At 62.8% G+C, this 19,003-nt stretch carries 13 protein-coding genes; 5 read left to right on the top strand and 8 right to left on the bottom strand.

Going from position 1 to position 19,003, the window contains the following annotated elements; genetic code table 11:
* Window positions 1-121: 121 nt before the first annotated feature.
* Window positions 122-1,228 carry a glycosyltransferase family 9 protein gene (locus LMG28727_RS06440; protein ID WP_236591636.1) on the top strand — a complete coding sequence of 369 codons (1,107 nt, stop codon included), beginning with the start codon at window positions 122-124 and terminating at the stop codon, window positions 1,226-1,228.
* Window positions 1,229-1,302: 74 nt separating this feature from the next.
* Here LMG28727_RS06440 and msbA read toward each other — a convergent pair whose 3' ends face one another.
* A complete protein-coding gene (gene msbA / locus LMG28727_RS06445) occupies window positions 1,303-3,096 on the bottom strand; it encodes a lipid A export permease/ATP-binding protein MsbA (RefSeq protein WP_201641486.1) in 1,794 nt (597 codons plus the stop codon).
* Between the two features lie 331 nt (window positions 3,097-3,427).
* On the opposite strand from msbA, the gene LMG28727_RS06450 reads away from it, so the two are divergent.
* Window positions 3,428-4,189, top strand: a complete 762-nt coding sequence (locus tag LMG28727_RS06450) for a glycosyltransferase family 2 protein (protein ID WP_201641487.1) — start codon at window positions 3,428-3,430, stop codon at window positions 4,187-4,189.
* Between the two features lie 248 nt (window positions 4,190-4,437).
* On the opposite strand, the gene dnaE is transcribed toward LMG28727_RS06450, so the two are convergent.
* On the bottom strand, window positions 4,438-8,016 hold the full coding sequence (gene dnaE, locus LMG28727_RS06455; protein ID WP_201641488.1) for a DNA polymerase III subunit alpha: 3,579 nt from the start codon (window positions 8,014-8,016) through the stop codon (window positions 4,438-4,440).
* Window positions 8,017-8,358: 342 nt separating this feature from the next.
* On the opposite strand from dnaE, the gene LMG28727_RS06460 reads away from it, so the two are divergent.
* On the top strand, window positions 8,359-9,222 hold the full coding sequence (locus tag LMG28727_RS06460; protein WP_201641489.1) for a sulfurtransferase: 864 nt from the start codon (window positions 8,359-8,361) through the stop codon (window positions 9,220-9,222).
* Window positions 9,223-9,256: 34 nt separating this feature from the next.
* Entirely contained in the window at window positions 9,257-10,141 is an 885-nt protein-coding gene (gluQRS, locus tag LMG28727_RS06465; RefSeq protein WP_201641490.1) for a tRNA glutamyl-Q(34) synthetase GluQRS, read from the top strand.
* A gap of 93 nt (window positions 10,142-10,234) precedes the next feature.
* Here the strand turns inward: gluQRS and LMG28727_RS06470 are convergent, their stop codons facing one another.
* The 6 genes from LMG28727_RS06470 to purT all read right to left on the bottom strand — a co-directional run bounded on the left by LMG28727_RS06470 (window position 10,235) and on the right by purT (window position 17,909).
* The gene (locus LMG28727_RS06470; RefSeq protein ID WP_201641491.1) at window positions 10,235-11,719 is read right to left on the bottom strand and encodes a DEAD/DEAH box helicase; all 1,485 of its coding nucleotides are present in this window, start codon (window positions 11,717-11,719) and stop codon (window positions 10,235-10,237) included.
* Window positions 11,720-12,361: 642 nt separating this feature from the next.
* Window positions 12,362-13,798 carry an aldehyde dehydrogenase family protein gene (locus LMG28727_RS06475; RefSeq protein WP_201641492.1) on the bottom strand — a complete coding sequence of 479 codons (1,437 nt, stop codon included), beginning with the start codon at window positions 13,796-13,798 and terminating at the stop codon, window positions 12,362-12,364.
* A gap of 177 nt (window positions 13,799-13,975) precedes the next feature.
* Window positions 13,976-15,628 (bottom strand): acetolactate synthase large subunit, encoded by a 1,653-nt coding sequence (locus LMG28727_RS06480; RefSeq protein WP_201641493.1) that lies wholly within the window; start codon window positions 15,626-15,628, stop codon window positions 13,976-13,978.
* 255 nt (window positions 15,629-15,883) lie between these two features.
* The gene (locus tag LMG28727_RS06485; protein WP_201641494.1) at window positions 15,884-16,252 is read right to left on the bottom strand and encodes an MliC family protein; all 369 of its coding nucleotides are present in this window, start codon (window positions 16,250-16,252) and stop codon (window positions 15,884-15,886) included.
* Between the two features lie 111 nt (window positions 16,253-16,363).
* The gene (locus LMG28727_RS06490; protein ID WP_236591637.1) at window positions 16,364-16,576 is read right to left on the bottom strand and encodes a DUF6726 family protein; all 213 of its coding nucleotides are present in this window, start codon (window positions 16,574-16,576) and stop codon (window positions 16,364-16,366) included.
* 118 nt (window positions 16,577-16,694) lie between these two features.
* Window positions 16,695-17,909, bottom strand: a complete 1,215-nt coding sequence (gene purT, locus LMG28727_RS06495) for a formate-dependent phosphoribosylglycinamide formyltransferase (RefSeq protein WP_201641495.1) — start codon at window positions 17,907-17,909, stop codon at window positions 16,695-16,697.
* Between the two features lie 413 nt (window positions 17,910-18,322).
* On the opposite strand from purT, the gene LMG28727_RS06500 reads away from it, so the two are divergent.
* Window positions 18,323-18,862, top strand: coding sequence for an META domain-containing protein (locus LMG28727_RS06500; RefSeq protein WP_201641496.1), 540 nt, complete (start codon window positions 18,323-18,325; stop codon window positions 18,860-18,862).
* The last annotated feature ends 141 nt before the right edge of the window (window positions 18,863-19,003 follow it).

Below are 19,003 nucleotides of genomic sequence, written 5' to 3' on the forward strand. Positions count from 1 at the left end.
GCCAGGATTGCACGGCGCACGCGCCGACGGCGGCAAAACCCTGACTTCTTCCCCGTTCCGAGCAATGAATCGATTGATGTGCGCGCTCTACCGCAGCGCGCCTGCCGCTTTGAAAAGAGCCGTGGATACGGCCGTCGACCGCTCCGTGCGCATTCCTTACGCAGGCGTCGCGCACGAGCCCGAGGTGTTTCTGCGCAAGACGTCGCGGGCGAAGATTGTCAAAAAGTATCTTCACAAGCACCTGCTGCTCAAATGGCGCGGGCAGACCCGCCTCGAACTCACGAACACCGCCTCGATCAGGCGGCTGCTGTGGATCTACACCGGCAAACGCAATTTCGGCGACGCGACGATGGACATGTCGGGCCGCGCGCTGCTGAAAGGCCGTGGCTTCGAGATCGATCTGTTCACGCTGCCGAACCTGCACAAGCTGTTCGAAGAAGACGATGTTTTCCAGAACGTCTATTCCGACTTGCAGCAACTGAACGGCCGTCCCTACGATGCAATCGTGATGTCGGAATTCAACCTGCCGTCCATCAAGCTGAAGGCGCGGCATTTCCGGCATCTGCCGTACGTCTGCCTGTTCCAGTATTTCTACGGACCGGACCGCAACCAGACGAGCTTCAGCTACGCCGCGGTCAACCACGCGTTCTCGCTGGGGTATCCGGCGGCCAGCATCGTGTCGATGAGCAAACCCTATCTGGCGACGAACGCCGCGACTCGCGAATCGGTGCGCGCGTGTCTGCCCAACACCCGCTTTCTGGCGCTCGCCGTGGGCGGGCTCGATGCGAACCGTACGTACCGGCGTTGGAGTGAACTGCTGGAACTCATCGACCAGTCGGATGAGCACGGCATGCCGAAGCACATCGTATTGCTCGGTTCGGACAACGGGCTGGCCATCGCGGAGGCGTTGCTGAAACAGACCTTCAGCAGGTTGACCATCAGTTCGTGGGTCGGTCAGTTGAGCCTGCTGCAATCGCGCGAAATAGCGGCGCAAGCGAGCCTCTTCGTGGGCGCGGACGGCGGTTTGATGCACGTCGCCCATTCCACCCCGACGCCGAGCGTCTCGCTGTTTTCCGACCGCGAGCCGCCCTATCTGCGCTTGACCGAACAATGTCATTCGATCGGCATCCAGAGTACGGGCGACGTCGACGAAATCACGCCCGTGGCCATCATGAGCGCGATCCGGACGCAATTGGCCGGGGCGGACAAACCGGAAGTCGCCGCTTAGGCGACGCATCACGGCGGCGCGCCTCCGCGATGCGTGATGCTGCCACCCGGCCGGTCGTCCGGCCGGGCGCGAACTTACGCCGCGTTCTGCTGGAACTGGATGCGGTGCAAGTGCGCGTACAGCCCGTCTTGCGCTAGCAGCTCGCGATGGCTGCCGCTTTCGACTATGCGCCCTGCTTCCATCACCAGAATCCGGTTCGCACGCTCGATGGTCGACAGACGATGCGCGATCACCAGCGTCGTGCGGCCCTTCATCAGGGTTTCCAAAGCGGACTGCACATGGCGCTCCGATTCGGAATCCAGTGCGGACGTGGCTTCGTCGAGAATCAGGATCGGCGCATCCTTGTAGATCGCACGGGCGATGGCCAGACGTTGCCGCTGGCCCCCCGACAGCATCATGCCGTTGTCGCCCACCAGCGTGTCGATGCCATTCGGCATGGCTTCGACCGTATCCCACAGGTTGGCCGCGTGCAACGCGGCCTTGACCTTCTCCGCGTCGGCCGTCTGGCCATACGCGACGTTGTTCGCGACCGTGTCGTTGAACAGCACGACGTCCTGGCTCACCATCGCGATCTGGCTGCGCAGCGCGTGCAGGTCGTATTCGGGAATCGCGACGCCGTCGACCAGAATGGCACCGCCGGTCGGATCGAAAAAGCGCGGCAGCAGATTTACCAGCGTGGTCTTGCCGCTACCCGACGGACCGGCAAGCGCGACCATTTCGCCCGGCGCGACCTTGAACGACACCTGGTCGAGCGTATGGCGATTGTGCGTGGCATTGGTACCGTAAGTGAACGACACGTCGCGGAATTCCACTTCGCCGCGCGCCCGCTCGAGCGGCTTGCCGCCGCCTTCCGGCTCGGACGGCTCGTCGATCAGACCGAAGATCAGCTCGCACGCGGTCATCCCGCGTTGCAGCGGCTGATTCACGTCCATCAGATGCTTGAGCGGCGAGATGATCAGCAGCATCGACGTGACGAACGCGACAAAGCCGCCGACCGTGGTCTGATCCGACGACGATTGCACCACCGCGATCGTAATCACGACCGCGAGCGCGATGGACGCGAGGAATTGCGTCAACGGCTGCGCGAGACCGCCGGAGACGATCATGCGCATCGCGTAGCCGCGCAGGCGCTTGCTCATCGACGTGAAGCGGTCGATTTCGTACTGCTCGCCGTTGTGCACCTTGACGACCTTGTAGCCGCCCACCGTTTCTTCGACGATGTACGACAGTTCGTTGGTGAGCATCTGATGCTCGCGGTTCAGGCGCCGCAGACGACGGTTGATCTTGCCGACCAGCCAGCCGATTCCGGGCAGCAGCACCGCGACGATCAGCGTCAAACGCCAGTTCAGATAGAACAGGTAACCGAGCAGGAAGACGACCGTCAGCGAATCGCGCACCAGCGTCACCATCACGCTCAGCAACACGTTGAGAATCTGGTTCACTTCGAAGACGATCGCGTTGATCACCGTGCTTGCGGTTTCACGCTGGAAGAACGCGACGCTCGTGTGGATCATCCGGTCGAACATCTTCAGACGCAGGTCGAGCAGGATCCGGTTCGACACGTACGCAAGCAGATAGCCGGACGCGTACTGCGACACGCCGCGAATCAGCGCGAGGCCGATCACCGCGCCCGGTACGAACCAGGCCGCCTTGTTGCTCGCGTGCGCGCCAAAGCCCTTGTCCAGCAGCGGTTTGAGCAACGCGGGGATCGCCGCGTCGGTGCCGGCGCTCACGGCCATCGCGGCAATCGCGCCGATGAGCACCCATAGCAGCGGCTTGATGTACGGCCACAGGCGCCGGAGAACGACAGTCGGCGACGACGCCTCACCTGAACCGATGGGTTTGCTTAACGTTGGCTTCGCGCTCAAGGAATCCTCTGTGAATGCGGGACAGCAACCGCACGGCGGACCGGATGTCCGCCACGCGGCGTATTAAAAGACAGCATTGTAAACGGTTGGTGATGGGGTTGATCGCGATGTGGCACGAGCCGGCGCGGGCGACGGCGTGCTTGTGTACCGTGCGCGGCCACATGTGCAGCAAGTATGAGCCAGCGGCCGTCGACGTGGTTTAACGCCCGGCGGACTCCGCTGTGTATACTCGCGACAAACCGCTGGCGGAACTCGACTTCGCCGCTCACCTGCATCGTCCGCTTCGTCATTTCGTCTTCCACGCACCGCACTCACCCACGCATTTTCAGGTATGCAAGAAACCACTCTCGGCGTCGCCCTCATCACTAAAAACGCGGCGGCGCGACTGGCCGAATGCCTACAGGCCGTGGCTTTCGCGGATCAGATCGTCGTGATCGACGGCGGCAGCACCGACGGCACCGCCGACATCGCCCGCGCACACGGCGCGCGCGTGATCGAGCAGACCGACTGGCCAGGCTTCGGCCCACAAAAAAACCGCGCGGTGGAGGCACTCAGCACAAGCTGGATTCTTTCCATCGACGCCGACGAAATCGTCTCGCCGGAACTGGCCTCGGCGATCCGTGCAGCGCTCATCGCACCCACCGCCGAGGTCTACGCCGTCGACCGCCTGTCGAGCTTCTGCGGTCACTGGATTCATCACAGCGGCTGGTACCCCGACTGGATTCCTCGCCTGTTCAAACGGGGAGCCGCACGTTTTTCCGACGACCTCGTGCACGAGCGCCTGGTTTTCGACACGCCCGCGCAGCGCCTGACCGGCAAACTGCTGCACTACTCGTACGAGGACTTCGAAGGCGTATTGCGCAAGCTCGACGCGTATTCGACGGCGGGCGCACAGCAACGTCACGCGGCGGGTAAGCGCGGCAGTTTTGGTCAGGCGCTGGGTCGCGGCGCGTGGGCGTTCGTGCGGACGTATCTGTTGCGGCGCGGCTTTCTGGATGGCCGCGCGGGATTCATGATCGCGATGTTCAATGCGGAGACGGTGTACTACCGGTTTTTGAAGCTGGCGCGCTTGGGGGAAAAGGCGCGGCGTTGAGGCGAAGCGAGAGGGCGGCGGCAGCGCCGGACGGCCTATGCGGTTTGCCTCTTACAGACCTGGACAATTTGCCCCTTACGAGCCTGGACGCTGAGTCGGTCGCAACTCTCGCAATGCCCCGGCGCCGGAATCTGCTTTCAAGTCCTTACCTCGGGTTCGCCGCCTTTTGCTTCACTTGAACTCAGGTCCGGGTTCGGGTCCGGGTCCGGGCAAAAACGCAAACACCGGCCCGAACAACCCCGCCACCCTCAATAAACGATCTCGATCGAGCTTCCCGCAAACTCGCCGCGCAACGCGGCGAGTAACTCGTCGGTCGGTTTCACGCGCCACGCGTCGCCCAGGCGCATTTCTCCTTCCGCGTTCTCGCTGCGATAAACCACCTGCACAGCCAGCCCGTTTGGAATCTGCACCGCCTGACGCTGACGGTCACCATAACCGCCACCACCATAGCCGCCGCCGTTACGCCCGCCTCCGCCGCCACGCGGCGAAGGCGCGGGCGCCGCGGCCGCCTGCGGCTCGTCCTTGCCGGCACTATGCGCTTCGAGCACACGACGCAACGCCAGCGGGTCGGCGTTACCGTTCATCTGCACTTTTACGGCCTCGGCATAACGGCAACGCGCGCGCCCGAGATCCATGACGGTTTCGACGGTAAAGCGAATACCGCCCGTGAACGCGTCATTACGCGCCTGCCCCTGGACGACCAGCAACTCGTCTTCCTTGAACAGATGCTTGTGGGCCTCGAAAGTCTCATTGAAGACCGTCACTTCGCATTGGCCTGTGCCGTCGTCGAGCAGCGCGATCAGCATCTTGCCGCGCTGGGTCATCTGCGTGCGCATCGACGCGATTACGCCTGCGACCAGCTTGTCGCGGCCTTCCTTCAGTTCGCCGATCTTCTGACGCACGAAGCGCCGCACTTCGGCTTTGTATGCGTCGAACAGATGGCCTGACAGGTAGAAGCCGAGCGCAGCCTTTTCTTCCTGCAACTTCTTCTTTTCCGGCCATTCCGGCTCGTCGACCAGTTCGTGACCCTGCGACGGCGCGTCACCCATGTCGAACAGACCCGCCTGCGACGCATTGGCGGCCGCCTGCTCGGCCGCTTCCATCGCGAGCGACACGGACGCGATCAGTTGCGCGCGATTCGCATGCAACGTGTCGAACGCGCCCGCGCGAATCAACGCCTCGACCGTGCGACGATTGACGACGCGGCGATCGATCCGGTTGCAGAAATCGAAAATATCGATAAAAGGACCGTCTTCGCGCGCGCGCAGAATCTCTTCAATCGCATTCTGACCACTGCCCTTGATCGCGCCGAGGCCATAACGGATCGTCTTCGACTTCTTGCCGTCAGGTTCCGCAACCGGCTCGAAACGATACGCGGACAGATTCACATCTGGCGGCAACACGGCCATCTTGTTCGTCAGACAGTCTTCGAACAGGATCTTGACCTTGTCGGTGTCGTCCATCGCGAGCGACATATTCGCCGCCATGAATTCCGCCGGATGGTGCGCCTTCAGCCACGCGGTGAAGTACGCGAGCAGCGCATACGCGGCCGCGTGTGACTTGTTAAAGCCGTAGCCCGCGAACTTCTCCATCAAGTCGAAGATTTCGTCGGCCTTCTCGGCGGTCAGACCGTTCTTCGCGGCGCCCTGGCGGAACAACTCGCGATGCTCGGCCATTTCCTCGGCCTTCTTCTTACCCATCGCGCGACGCAGCAAGTCGGCGCCGCCCAGCGAATAGCCGCCGATGATCTGCGCCATCTGCATCACCTGCTCCTGGTAGACCATGATGCCGTAGGTCTCTTTCAGAACAGATTCGACGCGCGGATCCGGATACTCGACCACTTCGCGGCCGTGCTTACGCGCGCAGAAGCTCGGGATCAGGTCCATCGGGCCCGGACGGTACAACGCGACCAGCGCGATGATGTCCTCGAAACGGTCGGGCTGCGCGTCTTTCAGCATGCCCTGCATGCCGCGGCTTTCCAGCTGGAACACCGCGACCGTATTCGCTTTCTTCAGGATCGAGAACGACGCCGGATCGTCGAGCGGCACCTGGCCGAGCGACCAGTCCTGCTTGGATGGATCGAGACGGCGGATATAGCGCTCGGCCCAATCGAGAATGGTCAGCGTAGTCAGACCCAAAAAGTCGAACTTCACGAGGCCGACCGCTTCGACGTCGTCCTTGTCGTACTGGCTAACCACGCCGCTTTCGTCGCCCTGCGTGTACAGCGGACAGAAATCGGTCAGCTTGCCGGGCGCGATCAGCACGCCGCCCGCGTGCATGCCGACGTTACGCGTGAGGCCTTCCACGCGCTGCGCGAGTTCGAGCAACTGATGCACTTCGTCTTCGTTGTCGAAGCGCTCCTGCAACAGCGGCTCTTCCTTCATCGCGTCGGCAATCGTCACGTGCTTGCCGGGCTTGAACGGAATCAGCTTCGCGATGCCGTCCGTGAACATATAGCCGAGATCGAGCACCCGGCCGATGTCGCGCACCGCCGCCTTCGCCGCCATCGTGCCGAACGTCGCGATTTGCGACACCGCGTCCGCGCCGTACTTCTCTTTCACGTACTGGATCACGCGATCGCGGCCGTGCTGACAGAAGTCGATGTCGAAGTCGGGCATCGAGACCCGTTCCGGATTCAGGAAACGTTCGAACAGCAGGTTGTAGCGCAGCGGATCGAGGTCGGTCACGCCGAGCGCATAGGCGACCAGCGAACCTGCACCGGAACCCCGGCCGGGTCCGACCGGCACGCCGTTGTTCTTGGCCCAGTTGATAAAGTCCGCAACGATCAGGAAGTAGCCCGGAAAGCCCATCTTGATGATCGTGCCGCACTCGAAATCGAGGCGCTGGTAATAGGTCTCGCGCTGCGCGGCGCGCTCGGCTTCGTCCGGATAAAGTTGTTCGAGACGCTTTTCGAGGCCCTCTTTCGACAGCTGGACCAGATAGTCGTCGAGCGACATGCCGTCGGGCGTCGGGAACAGCGGCAGCTTCGGCTTGCCGAGTTCGAGCGTGAGATTGCAACGCTTGGCGATTTCGACCGTATTGGCGAGCGCCGACGGAATGTCCGCGAACAACGCGGCCATTTCCTCTTGCGTACGGAAAAACTGGTCGGGCGTGAAGCGCTTCTGACGACGCGGATTCGCGAGAATATCGCCTTCGGAAATACACACGCGTGCTTCGTGCGCGGTAAAGTCGTCCTGCGTCATGAACTGCATGGGGTGCGTGGCGACCACCGGCAATTTCAGCGACGCCGCCAGCGCGACCGCCTGTTGCACGTACTGCTCACCGCCCGGCTGACCGCTGCGCTGCAATTCGATGTAGAAGCCGTTCGGAAACACCTTCGCCCAATGCAGCGCGTTGCGCTTGGCCGCTTCCTCATTGCCTGCCGCGAGCGCGAGGCCGACGTCGCCGTGCTGCGCGCCGGACAACGCGAGAAGCCCTTCGCCGAGGCCCGATTCGAGCCAGCCGGCTTCGACTTCCGCGCGCCCACGGTATTGATTCGTGAGCGATGCCTTGCTGAGCAGTTCGCACAGATTCAGATAACCGCGCCGGTCTTTGACCAGCAGCAGCAAGCGCGAAGCCTTGTCGCGGTCGTCGGGATTCGTGATCCAGACGTCGCAGCCGGCAATGGGTTTGACCCCTTTGCCACGGGCTTCCTTGTAGAAACGAACGAGGCCGAACGCGTTGCCGAGGTCGGTGAGGGCGAGCGCACCCTGACCGTCTTTGGCGGCGGCCTTGACGACGTCGTCAAGACGCACGATGCCATCGGCAATCGAGAATTCGGAGTGGACGCGGAGATGAACGAAGCGGGGATCTGACATGGGCGACATTGTAACTCCACCCTTCCGCAGTTTTCAGGCCGGCACCACACGTTAGCCATCCGGCCTAAGACGTCAGCGAGGCGACGCCATGCGCACGCGTTCAAGACGCGTCGGTCTCCAAGGCTGGCGGCCATGCGCGGCAATTTCACCGCAACCTGGTGCGCGCTTTGCGCTAGCGCAAAGCGCTGGCCATTCGGCCGAGTCGGGGAAACTGCCCGGTTGAGGGATAATAGCGGTTTCGCCTATTTGACCTGGCCGCGCCGGACCGACTCCCAATACGGGGTCCGAACACGGGCGCCTGAATGCGCGCCGCTCTCCGCGTCGCCGGCCACTTCTTACCGCTGGACACACATGAGTATCGTCAATCTCTCCGCGTATCATTTCGCGACCGTTGAAGACACCGCCGCCTGGCGCGCGCCCGTCACCGAACGCTGCAACGCGCTCGGCCTGCGCGGCACCGTTCTGCTGGCGCCGGAGGGCATCAACCTGTTCGTCGCCGGTACGCGCGAGAACACCGACGCGTTCATCGACTACATCCGCCACGACCCGCTGTTCGAGGGCAAATTCGCGTCGCTGCAGTTCAAGGAAAGCCTGTCGGACAAGCAGCCGTTCACGCGCATGCTGGTCAAACTCAAGCGCGAAATCATCACGATGAAAAAGCCGGCAATCAAGCCGGAACTCGGCCGCGCGCCGTTCGTCGACGCGCCTACGCTGAAAAACTGGCTGGACCGTGGCCATGACGACCAGGGCCGTCCGGTCGTCATGCTCGATACGCGTAACGCGTTCGAAGTCGATGTCGGCACGTTCGACAACGCGCTCGACTACCGCATCACGAAATTCAGCGAATTTCCGGAAGTGATCGAAAACAATCGCGCCGATCTCGAAGGCAAGACCGTTGTGTCGTTCTGTACCGGCGGGATTCGCTGCGAGAAGGCCGCGATCCACATGAAGGAAGTCGGCATCGAGAACGTATATCAACTCGAAGGCGGCATCCTGAAGTACTTCGAGGAAGTGGGCGGCGCGCATTATCACGGCGACTGCTTCGTGTTCGATTACCGCACTGCGCTGAATCCGCAACTGGAGCCGACCGCCACCGCGCAATGCTTCGGCTGCCGCGCCGTGGTGCCGCCTGAGGCGCAACAATCGCCACTGTACGTGGCAGGCAAGACGTGTCCGGAATGCCATCCGGAAAGCAAGGCAACGCGCGCCGCGTAATGGCCGCGTCGCATGGGTGGCGGGCCACCCAACCATGACCTATCGCGGACGCTTCGCGCCGTCCCCTACCGGGCCGCTCCATTTCGGCTCGCTGGTCAGCGCACTCGCAAGCTGGCTCGACGCTCGTGCTCATCGGGGCACGTGGCTCGTGCGGATCGAGGACATTGACGGCCCTCGCACCGTGCCGGGCGCCACCGAAGATATCCTCGCCACGCTCGCACGTTTCGGCATGCACGCGGACGAGACACCGGTCTGGCAAAGCCAGCGCATGCCGCGCTACGCGCAGGCGCTCGAGCAATTGAAGTCCACCGGTCTGATCTATCCGTGCGGCTGTACGCGCAAGGAAATCGCCGATTCGCTGCTGCACGCGCACGCGCGCAACACGACCCTCGCCTATCCCGGCACCTGCCGTCACGGCCTCAACGGCAAGCCCGCGCGCGCCTGGCGTCTGCGCGTGCCCGACGGCGACGCCGCCGTGATGACGTTCGAGGATCGCTGGCAACGCGCGCAGACGCAGAATCTGGCCACCGAGGTCGGCGATTTCGTGCTGCGTCGCGCGGACGATCAATGGGCGTATCAATTGGCCGTGGTCGTCGACGACGCCGACGAGAACATCACGCACATCGTGCGAGGCGTGGATCTGATGGACTCGACGGCACGGCAGATTTTTCTGCAGCATTGCCTTGGCGTGCCGACACCGCAGTATCTGCATGTGCCCGTCGTCACGAACGAACACGGCGAGAAGCTCAGCAAGCAGAACGGCGCAACCGCGCTCGACAGCGACAAGCCGCTCGAAGCGCTGCACGCGGCAGCCCGACATCTGCAACTGGAGTTGGATGGCTCGCACCATACGACGCTCGACGGCTTTTACAAAGCCGCGACGAGTGCTTGGGCGAAGCGAATGGACGTTCGACAATAAAAAAGCGCTTCGCCGTTGAAACGGTGAAGCGCTTGATACGCCGAAGCGTTTAAACAGATTCGAAGGCTTAACGCCTCAAAACCTGAATCAGCATCAGGACGACGAAGTCGACTTGCGCGGCATGCCAAAGCCGCCGAGCAACGCGGCCAGCGGTTGCTTGGAACCCGACTTCTGCGGCGCCGCCGAAGCAGCATTCGCTTCTTCGATCTTGCGAACCGAAGCCGGCGACGGCTCATACGGCTTCAGGAAGAAATCATCCACAGGCTGCGCGCGGTGATGATGCGGCCGGTCGAACGAACCCGACGACGGCGCGCCCGAACGACGGCGGCTACCGCGCTCATCGCGGCCTTCACGAGCTTCGCTGCTACGTTCGCGGCGCGGCGCGCGTTCTTCATGATGATGACGCACTGGCGCTTCGACGGTGAGACGCTGCACATCCAGCGGACGCTTGATCAGCTTCTCGATATCGGCAAGCTGCTTGCGCTCGTTCGGGCTGCACAGCGACAACGCGTCGCCCGACGCACCCGCGCGGCCGGTACGGCCGATGCGGTGCACGTAGTCTTCCGCGCTGAACGGCAGGTCGAAGTTGATCACGGCCGGCAATTCGGCGATATCCAGACCGCGCGCAGCGACATCTGTCGCCACCAGCGCTTCGATCTCGCCGCGCTTGAACGCTTCGAGCGCCTGCATGCGCTCGTTCTGCGTGCGGTCGCCGTGAATCGCGGTGGCAACCACGCCGTCGCGTTCGAGACTGCGCGCCAGACGGCTCGCGCCGATCTTGCTGTTGCAGAACACGATAACCTGCTTGAGGCTGCGCTCGCGAATCAGTTGTACGACCGCGCCAGTCTTGTCGCCCTCGGCAACTTCGAAGACGATCTGCGTGACGTTGGTCGCGGTCGAGTTGCTGCGAGCGACTTCGATGGTCTGCGGGTTACGCAGATAAGTCGCCGCCAGCTTCTTGATTTCGCCCGAGAAAGTGGCCGAGAACAGCAGCGTTTGACGCTCTTTCGGCAGCAGGTTCAGGATGCGCTGCAGATCCGGCAGGAAGCCCATATCGAGCATCCGGTCGGCTTCGTCGAGCACGAGGATCTGCACCTGGCCGAGGTTGGCGGTTTTCTGTTGCACGTGATCGAGCAGACGGCCCGGCGTCGCGATCAGAATCTCGACGCCGCGGCGCAGTTGCTCGGATTGCGGATTCATATCCACGCCGCCGAACACTACCGCGCTGCGCAGCGCCGTGTGCTTCGCGTACGACTGCACATTCGCGGCGACCTGGTCGGCGAGTTCGCGGGTCGGCGTGAGGATCAGCGCGCGCACCGGATGGCGTGCGGGCGATGCGCTCGTGCTGGCGTGCTGCAGCAGACGCTGGATGATCGGCAGCGAGAAGCTCGCGGTCTTGCCGGTACCGGTTTGCGCAGCGCCCATCACATCGCGGCCGGCCAGCACGACAGGGATGGCCTGCTCCTGGATCGGCGTGGGCGTGGTGTAGCCCGATTCCTTGACGGCTTTCAGGATGTCGGGCGCGAGACCGAATTGATCAAAAGTCGCAGTAATGGGCGTGACGGCTGTGTCGGACATGGTGGCTTTCGCTAAAAATGCGCTTGGCGCGGTGCGCGCGGCAGCGGTCGGAACCGCAGAGGGCATCGTGATGAAGGCGGAGCCACGGCGTTCCGCACGGGACCCGTCAGTATTACGGGAAAAATGCGGCCGGCTCCGGCCGGCGGAAACACCCGCCGGAAAGGCCGGTATTGTAGCACTTCAGCAAAAACACTCATGGCGCATGCGCTGAGTTTCTGCGTAGGACGAGGAAAGGCCGGGGGCGAACACGCGCGAAACACCGGGATTGACAAAAAAAGTGCCAGTTCGTACTGGCGTCCCCTTCGGGCTTTTCCGTCGCCACGGGCGTTGCCGCCTTTGCTGCCCTTGCTGCCCTTGCTGCCCTTGCTGCCCTTGCTGCCCTTCCTGCCCTTCCTGGCGAGGGTAGTGCGTGCGGACGACAGTAACGTGACAGCATCTGACACCATCAGGCCAGCCACCGGCCGAGCGCAGACCCGGAGAAACAACTGACGGCCAGGTAGCCGCGCAGGCCTTCCTTGAATAGCATGCGCAGGCGTTGACCGGCGGCACATGCACGCACTGCCGAGCGGCGCCCTCTTCCAGGCCGCCGCCCCTCCATCTCCAGACAACGCCTCACCGCGGGGTCCTATAGCGCCCCAACCCTCACCACGTCTCCCGCATCACCATCAACCGCATCTCCGTCATATCTTCAATCGCATAGCGCACGCCTTCGCGCCCCAGCCCCGAATCCTTCACACCGCCGTACGGCATGTTGTCGACCCGGAACGACGGCACGTCGTTGATCACCACGCCGCCCACCTCCAGCGCATCCCATGCACGATGCGCGTTCGCGAGCGAATCCGTGAAGACGCCGGCTTGCAGACCGAAGTCGCTGTCGTTGACCGTCGCAAGCGCGGCGTCGAAATCGTCGAAACGCTCCAGGATCGCGACCGGCCCAAATGCTTCCTTTCGATACAGATCCGTGTCGCGCTTCACGCCTTCGAGCAGCGTCGCCTCGAACATCGCGCCGTCCACCTTGCCGCCCGCGACGATTGTCGCGCCCGCCTGCACCGCACTGTCCATCCATCCGGCAAGGCGCTTCGACTCCGATTCGGAAATCATCGGCCCGACAAAGGTCTTTTCGTCCTTCGGATCGCCCATTACCAGCGACTTCGTTTTGGCGATCAGCTTCTCGCGCAGCGCGTCATAAATCTTCGCGTGGATCAGAATCCGCTGCACGCCGATACAGCTTTGCCCCGACTGATAGAACGCGCCGAACGCGAGCCGCTCGACCACGTAGTCGAGCTTGCCGCCCTGATCACCATCGACAATCGCCGCCGCGTTGCCGCCCAGCTCCAGGATCACCTTCTTCTTGCCAGCCTTTGCTTTCAGATCCCAGCCCACCGCCGGAGAGCCGGTAAACGACAGCAGCTTGAAGCGCTCGTCGGTCGTGAATAAGTCGGCGCCGTCGCGATGGGCCGGCAGAATCGAAAACGCGCCTTTCGGCAAATCAGTCTCCGCGAGAATCTCGCCCATGATCAGCGCGCCGACCGGCGTGCGGCTCGCCGGCTTCAACACGAACGGCACGCCCGCGGCAATCGCCGGCGCCACCTTGTGCGCGGTCAGGTTCAGCGGAAAATTGAATGGCGAAATGAACGAGCACGGCCCGATCGGCACACGCTTCACATAGCCGTGATACCCCTTCGCGCGCGGCGAAATTTCCAGATTGATGATCTCACCGTCGATCCGCACGCTCTCTTCCGCGGCCACCTTGAACGTGTCGATCAGCCGCGTGACCTCGCCCTTCGAGTCGTTGATCGGCTTGCCCGCCTCGATGCACAGCGCGAGCGCCAGTTCGTCGTAACGTTCGCGAAAACGCGCGACGCAATGTTCGAGCACCGCCTGCCGTTTGAACGGAGGGAACGCGCGCAACGCGGGCATCGCGTCGACGGCGTAGCCGATTGCCTTGTCGATGGCGGCCGCGTCGGCCATCGCCACACGGGTTGCCACTTCGCCGCTGAATTTATCGGTGACGTCGAGATCGGTGTTCGCCGCCACCGCTTCGTTCGCCAGGTAGTACGGGTAGGTCTTTTTCAACATGACGCGCTCTCCTTGATCCGATATCCGATGTTCGACAATGCGGACAGTGGCAGTCTGTTCAACCGCGGACACGCCCTATGCACGTTTCTGGACCCGCTGTCTGCCGCTCAAAAGCTTCACAACCACGCTCTGCTAAAAGACGACTCAAGGACGATTCAAGGACGATTCAAGGACGACTCACAACTGCGCGGACAACCGCTTGATCTCGCGATTCAGCACGCGCTCGTTATCCGAATAGTCGATCGGCAGATCGATCACATGCACGCCCGGCGTCGCGAAACATTCCCGCAATAACGGCGCGAACTGATCTGCCGAGTCGATCCGATGCCCCTTTGCACCATAGCTTTCAGCGTAAGCAACGAAATCAGGATTGTTCAGCGTCATTCCGTAATCGGGGAAATTCATGTTCTCCTGTTTCCAGCGGATCATGCCGAACGCGTCGTCGCGCAAGATCAGGATTACCAGGTCGAGCCGCAGGCGCACTGCCGTTTCCAGTTCCTGCGAATTCATCATGAAGCCGCCGTCGCCGCATACGGCCATCACCTTGCGGTCCGGATGCACGATCTTCGTCGCGATCGCCGAAGGCAGACCTGCCCCCATCGACGCGAGCGCATTGTCGAGCAGCAGCGAATTCGGTTCGTGCGCGCGGTAATAGCGGGCGAACCAGATCTTGTACATGCCGTTGTCCAGACACACGATGCCGTCCACCGGCGTGGTGGTGTACACGTCGTTGACGATCCGCACCGGGTACATCGGAAAGCGTTCGTCGTGCTGGCCTTTCACCAGATGCGCCTCGAAGTGTTCCTTGATCTCCTTGAAACGCGTGAAGTCCCAATGCTCCTGGCGCTCCTTGAGACTCTCCTTCAACTGCCACACCGCATTGGCGATATCGCCGACCACTTCGATCTGTGGGAAATACACCGTATCCACTTCCGCGCCGAGAAAATTGACGTGAATCACCGTCTTCTCGCCCGCGTCGCCGCTGCGCATGAAGAACGGCGGCTTCTCGATCACGTCATGCCCGACATTGATGATGCAATCGGCGAGATCGATCGCGCGGTGCACGAAGTCGCCGTCCGACAGGGTCGCGTTGCCGAGCCACATCGGATGCGATTCGTCGATCACGCCCTTGCCCATCTGCGTGGTGAAAAACGGAATGCCGATCTGATCGACGAACTCACGCAGCATCTTGGTCGTGGTCTTGCGATTGCCGCCCGCGCCGATCATCAGCAGCGGATGCTTCGCCTGAGTGATCGCCTCGACCGCGCGCGCGACGGCTTTTTCCTCGGCAACCGGACGTCGGCTGTAGCTCTTTGGAATCGGCTTGCCGTCACCCTCTTCATGCGCGACGTCTTCGGGCAACTCCAGGTGCGTGGCGCCGGGCCGCTCTTCTTCGGCTTGCCGGACCGCTTCGCGCACGGCCGCCGGGATATTGCTGATCGACACGATCTGGCGCGTGTATTTGGTCAGCGGCTCCATCATCCGCACCACGTCGACGATCTGGAAATGGCCCTGCTTGCTCGACTTGATCGGCTTCTGGCCGGTGACCATCAGCATCGGCATGCCGCCTAACTGCGCGTAGGCCGCGGCGGTGACGAAGTTGGTCGCGCCGGGGCCGAGCGTGGCCAGACAAACGCCCGTGCGGCCGGTCAACCGTCCGTAGGTCGCTGCCATGAAACCGGCGGCCTGTTCGTGACGCGTGAGAATCAGACGGATTTTCGAGCGGCGCAGCGATTCGAGCAGATCGAGATTTTCTTCACCGGGAATGCCGAACACGTACTCGACACCTTCGGCTTCCAGCGATTTGACGAACAGGTCCGATGCTTTCATTGAGAGTCTCGCTTGATGATACTGACGCGGGCTGTAGGCCCAACCGTTAGGGTCCGCAGAGGGACGATCGAAGACGACGACGGCCACGCGGACAACGCGCGGCAAGGCAGGACGGCATGGCGAATGCCATGCCGGACAGCTTACTACTGACGCAAAAAGGATGCGCGCGAGCGGGCAATGCCGCAGCGCAGGCGTGAGACGCAAACCAACGGGAAACGAACGGCGGCATCGGGGAGCAGAGCCGCCGCATGATGTCTAGCGGACGATGGTGACGCAGTCGGACAGAATCGGCGACGCGTTTTCGCCGCTCATCGCGTCGTATAGATCGGCGCGCGGCCCCTTGGTCCACCAGGTGTAGCTGCCGGCCTGATATTTCGCACCGGAGCCGGAGATCGTGTTGACGAACAGCAGGGGCTTACCTTTCACCGGCACGAGCGCGAAGCTCTGACCGTTCGATGTATTCCAGTAGGTGACCTGGAGAATCTTGCCGGTTGCACAGGTGTATTTGTGCGTCTGATGGTCTTTGATCTGAAGTTCGGAAAGTTGTAAAGGCGCGGCGTATGCGCTGCCGTCAAACGCCGCGAGACCCATCGCCGTGATCGTTGCAACAAGCCATTTCGTCATCAGATGCCTCGATTGGGGCTGCGTGTCAAACACGGACGGCACGCTTGTGCGGCAACTTCCCGGCGCCGCACGCTGCGATCGTTGATCGCCGATGAGTTGCTGATCGAGCGCTTATGGATCGATAGCGCCCGCGCATGCGTCGGTCGGCGCGGCGGCGACATGGCCCACTACCGGCACGATCTTCAGACCCGCGGAAGCAATCCGGCACGGCGCGGCAGCGAGACCACATCCACTCACAGCCGAACAGAGTGCAAGCAATACACCCAGTGCGCCGAGACGACCTACCCTACTGCGCCGCATGGTCTTGCGGGATTCCAGCGCCATACACACCTCTACGCCAGGAAGCCCGACAGGCTTCCGGTACTCAGATTACGCGCGCGGCGAGACTGCCGCGCGCGGGTCATGCAAGTCGCGGCTTACGCTTTCAGCGCGCCGCCACCCATTACTTCGCCGACACCGGCCGCACCGCCGCCGCCGACTGTTTTGCGCGCGAGCGTGCTTCGTCGATGTTCTCGCCGGTTGCAAGCGCCACGCCCATGCGGCGCTTGACGAAGCTCTCCGGCTTGCCGAACAGGCGCAGATCCGCGTTCGGCACCGCCAGCGCTGCGGCAACGCCTTCGAACGCAATGCCCGCCTCGTCGAGGCCGCCATAAATCACCGCCGACGCGCCCGGCGCCCGCAACGACGTATCGACCGGCAATCCGAGGATCGCGCGCGCGTGCAATTCGAACTCCGAGAAGCGTTGCGAGGACAGCGTGACCAGACCGGTGTCGTGCGGACGCGGGCTCACTTCCGAAAACCATACGTCGTCGCCATGCACGAAAAGTTCCACCCCGAACAGGCCCCGGCCGCCGAGCGCGGCCGTCACCTTGTGCGCGACCTCGCGCGAACGTTCGAGCGCGAGCGGGCTCATTGGCTGCGGCTGCCACGATTCGACGTAGTCGCCCGCCACCTGCACGTGGCCGATCGGATCGCAGAAATAGGTGCTGACTTCGCCGCTTGCCGGGTCGATGGCACGCACCGTGAGTTGCGTGATTTCGTATTCGAAGTCGATAAAGCCTTCGACGATCACCCGCCCGTGATTTACGCGGCCGCCCGCCATCGCGTGCTGCCACGCGGGTTCGACATCGGCGTCGCTTTTGAGCACCGACTGGCCCTTGCCCGACGACGACATCACCGGTTTCACCACGCACGGGTAGCCGACCTTGGCGATGCCGGCGCGCAGTTCGTCGAGCGAATCGGCGAATGCGTACGGCGAGGTCGGCAAGCCGAGTTCTTCGGCAGCGAGGCGACGGATGCCTTCACGGTTCATCGTCAGTTGGGTGGCGCGCGCGGTCGGGATCACTTCGGCGAGACCGTCGGTTTCGATCGCCGCGAGTGCGTCGGTGGCGATCGCTTCGATCTCCGGCACGATCAGATGCGGGCGTTCCTGCTCGACCAGCGCGCGCAACGCGGCGTGGTCGGTCATGTCGATCACGTGCGAGCGGTGCGCAACCTGATGGCCCGGCGCGTTCGGGTAACGGTCGACGGCGATCACTTCGACGCCCAGCCGTTGCAGCGCGATGATCACTTCCTTGCCGAGCTCGCCGGCGCCGAGCAGCATGACGCGCGTGGCGGATTCAGAAAGGGGCGTGCCGATCCGTTGGCCGATCTGCATGGGGTCTCCAGAAAAAAGTCGGATGAGAGTGGGATTGCCTAGAACACGATGTTAACATGCGCACCCCGATGCGTACGCTGTGTACGGTCGCGGTTTGCAAACGCATCTGACCACTGTTTCATCCCGTTTGCATTTCGCCTGCGTGCTGCTTGCATCACGTTCGTTGCGCGTGGGCGAACCGACACGCACCACGCACCACGCACCGGCAATCGGGCACGGACACCGCGCGGACCGCTCGCTGCGCGGTGTCCATCGAGACCGCCATTTCATCTGCGCGTGAGGGCGCGGCGGCTGCGCTGCCTGCCGCCGCTCCCGATCACTCGCAATAAGTTCGCTGCGCGCTGTCAGGCTCGCGCGCGGCAAGCTTAGTGCGTTACCCTTACGCCTTCGCCTGTTTGAAGAGGAACGACGTCATGCTCCAAAGCTCCTCCGCGCGACTGATTGCGCGCGTCACTCCCCATGCGCGCGCGGCCATCGCCGCGTTGAGCCTCGCCGCGCTGCTGAGCGCCTGCGCGATGCCGAAACACCCCGACTCCGAGGCCGCCGCGCCCGACCCCTTCAATCCCGCCGCCGCGCAATTGCTCGACGACACCAGCTGGGTGCTGAGCGCCTGGAAACAGGCGGACGGCACGGTACGCGCGATTCCATCGGCGGATCAGGGCGAGCCGATCAGCCTCACGCTGTCAACCGCTAAAGGCCAGCGCCACGCCAGCGGGTTTTCCGGCTGCAATCGCTTCATGGGTTCGTATGCGCTGAAAGACGGCCAACTGAGCTTCGGCACGCTGGGCGGCACACGCATGGCGTGCGCCACGCCGGGCGGCAAGATCGAGGGTTCGTTTCTGGATGCGCTGACACATATCGATCGCACCGGCGTGCAGATGCGTGCGCCGCAACAGATGCAACTGGTGCTCGAAGATGGCGACACGCTGACCTTCGACCGCGTCACCGAATAGGCGGACCGGGCAGCGCGGAATTAAATGGCGGATTGCCGGGTCGTAGTGGTGGCACGGGTGATGACAATGTCGCCGTTTCATCGGCCGTTGTTTTTCGCCGACTGTGGGTCACTCACCGGTCCGCTTTCCTATTGGACGCAA

It is taken from the genome of Paraburkholderia metrosideri (assembly GCF_904848625.1).
Lineage (GTDB): Bacteria > Pseudomonadota > Gammaproteobacteria > Burkholderiales > Burkholderiaceae > Paraburkholderia > Paraburkholderia metrosideri.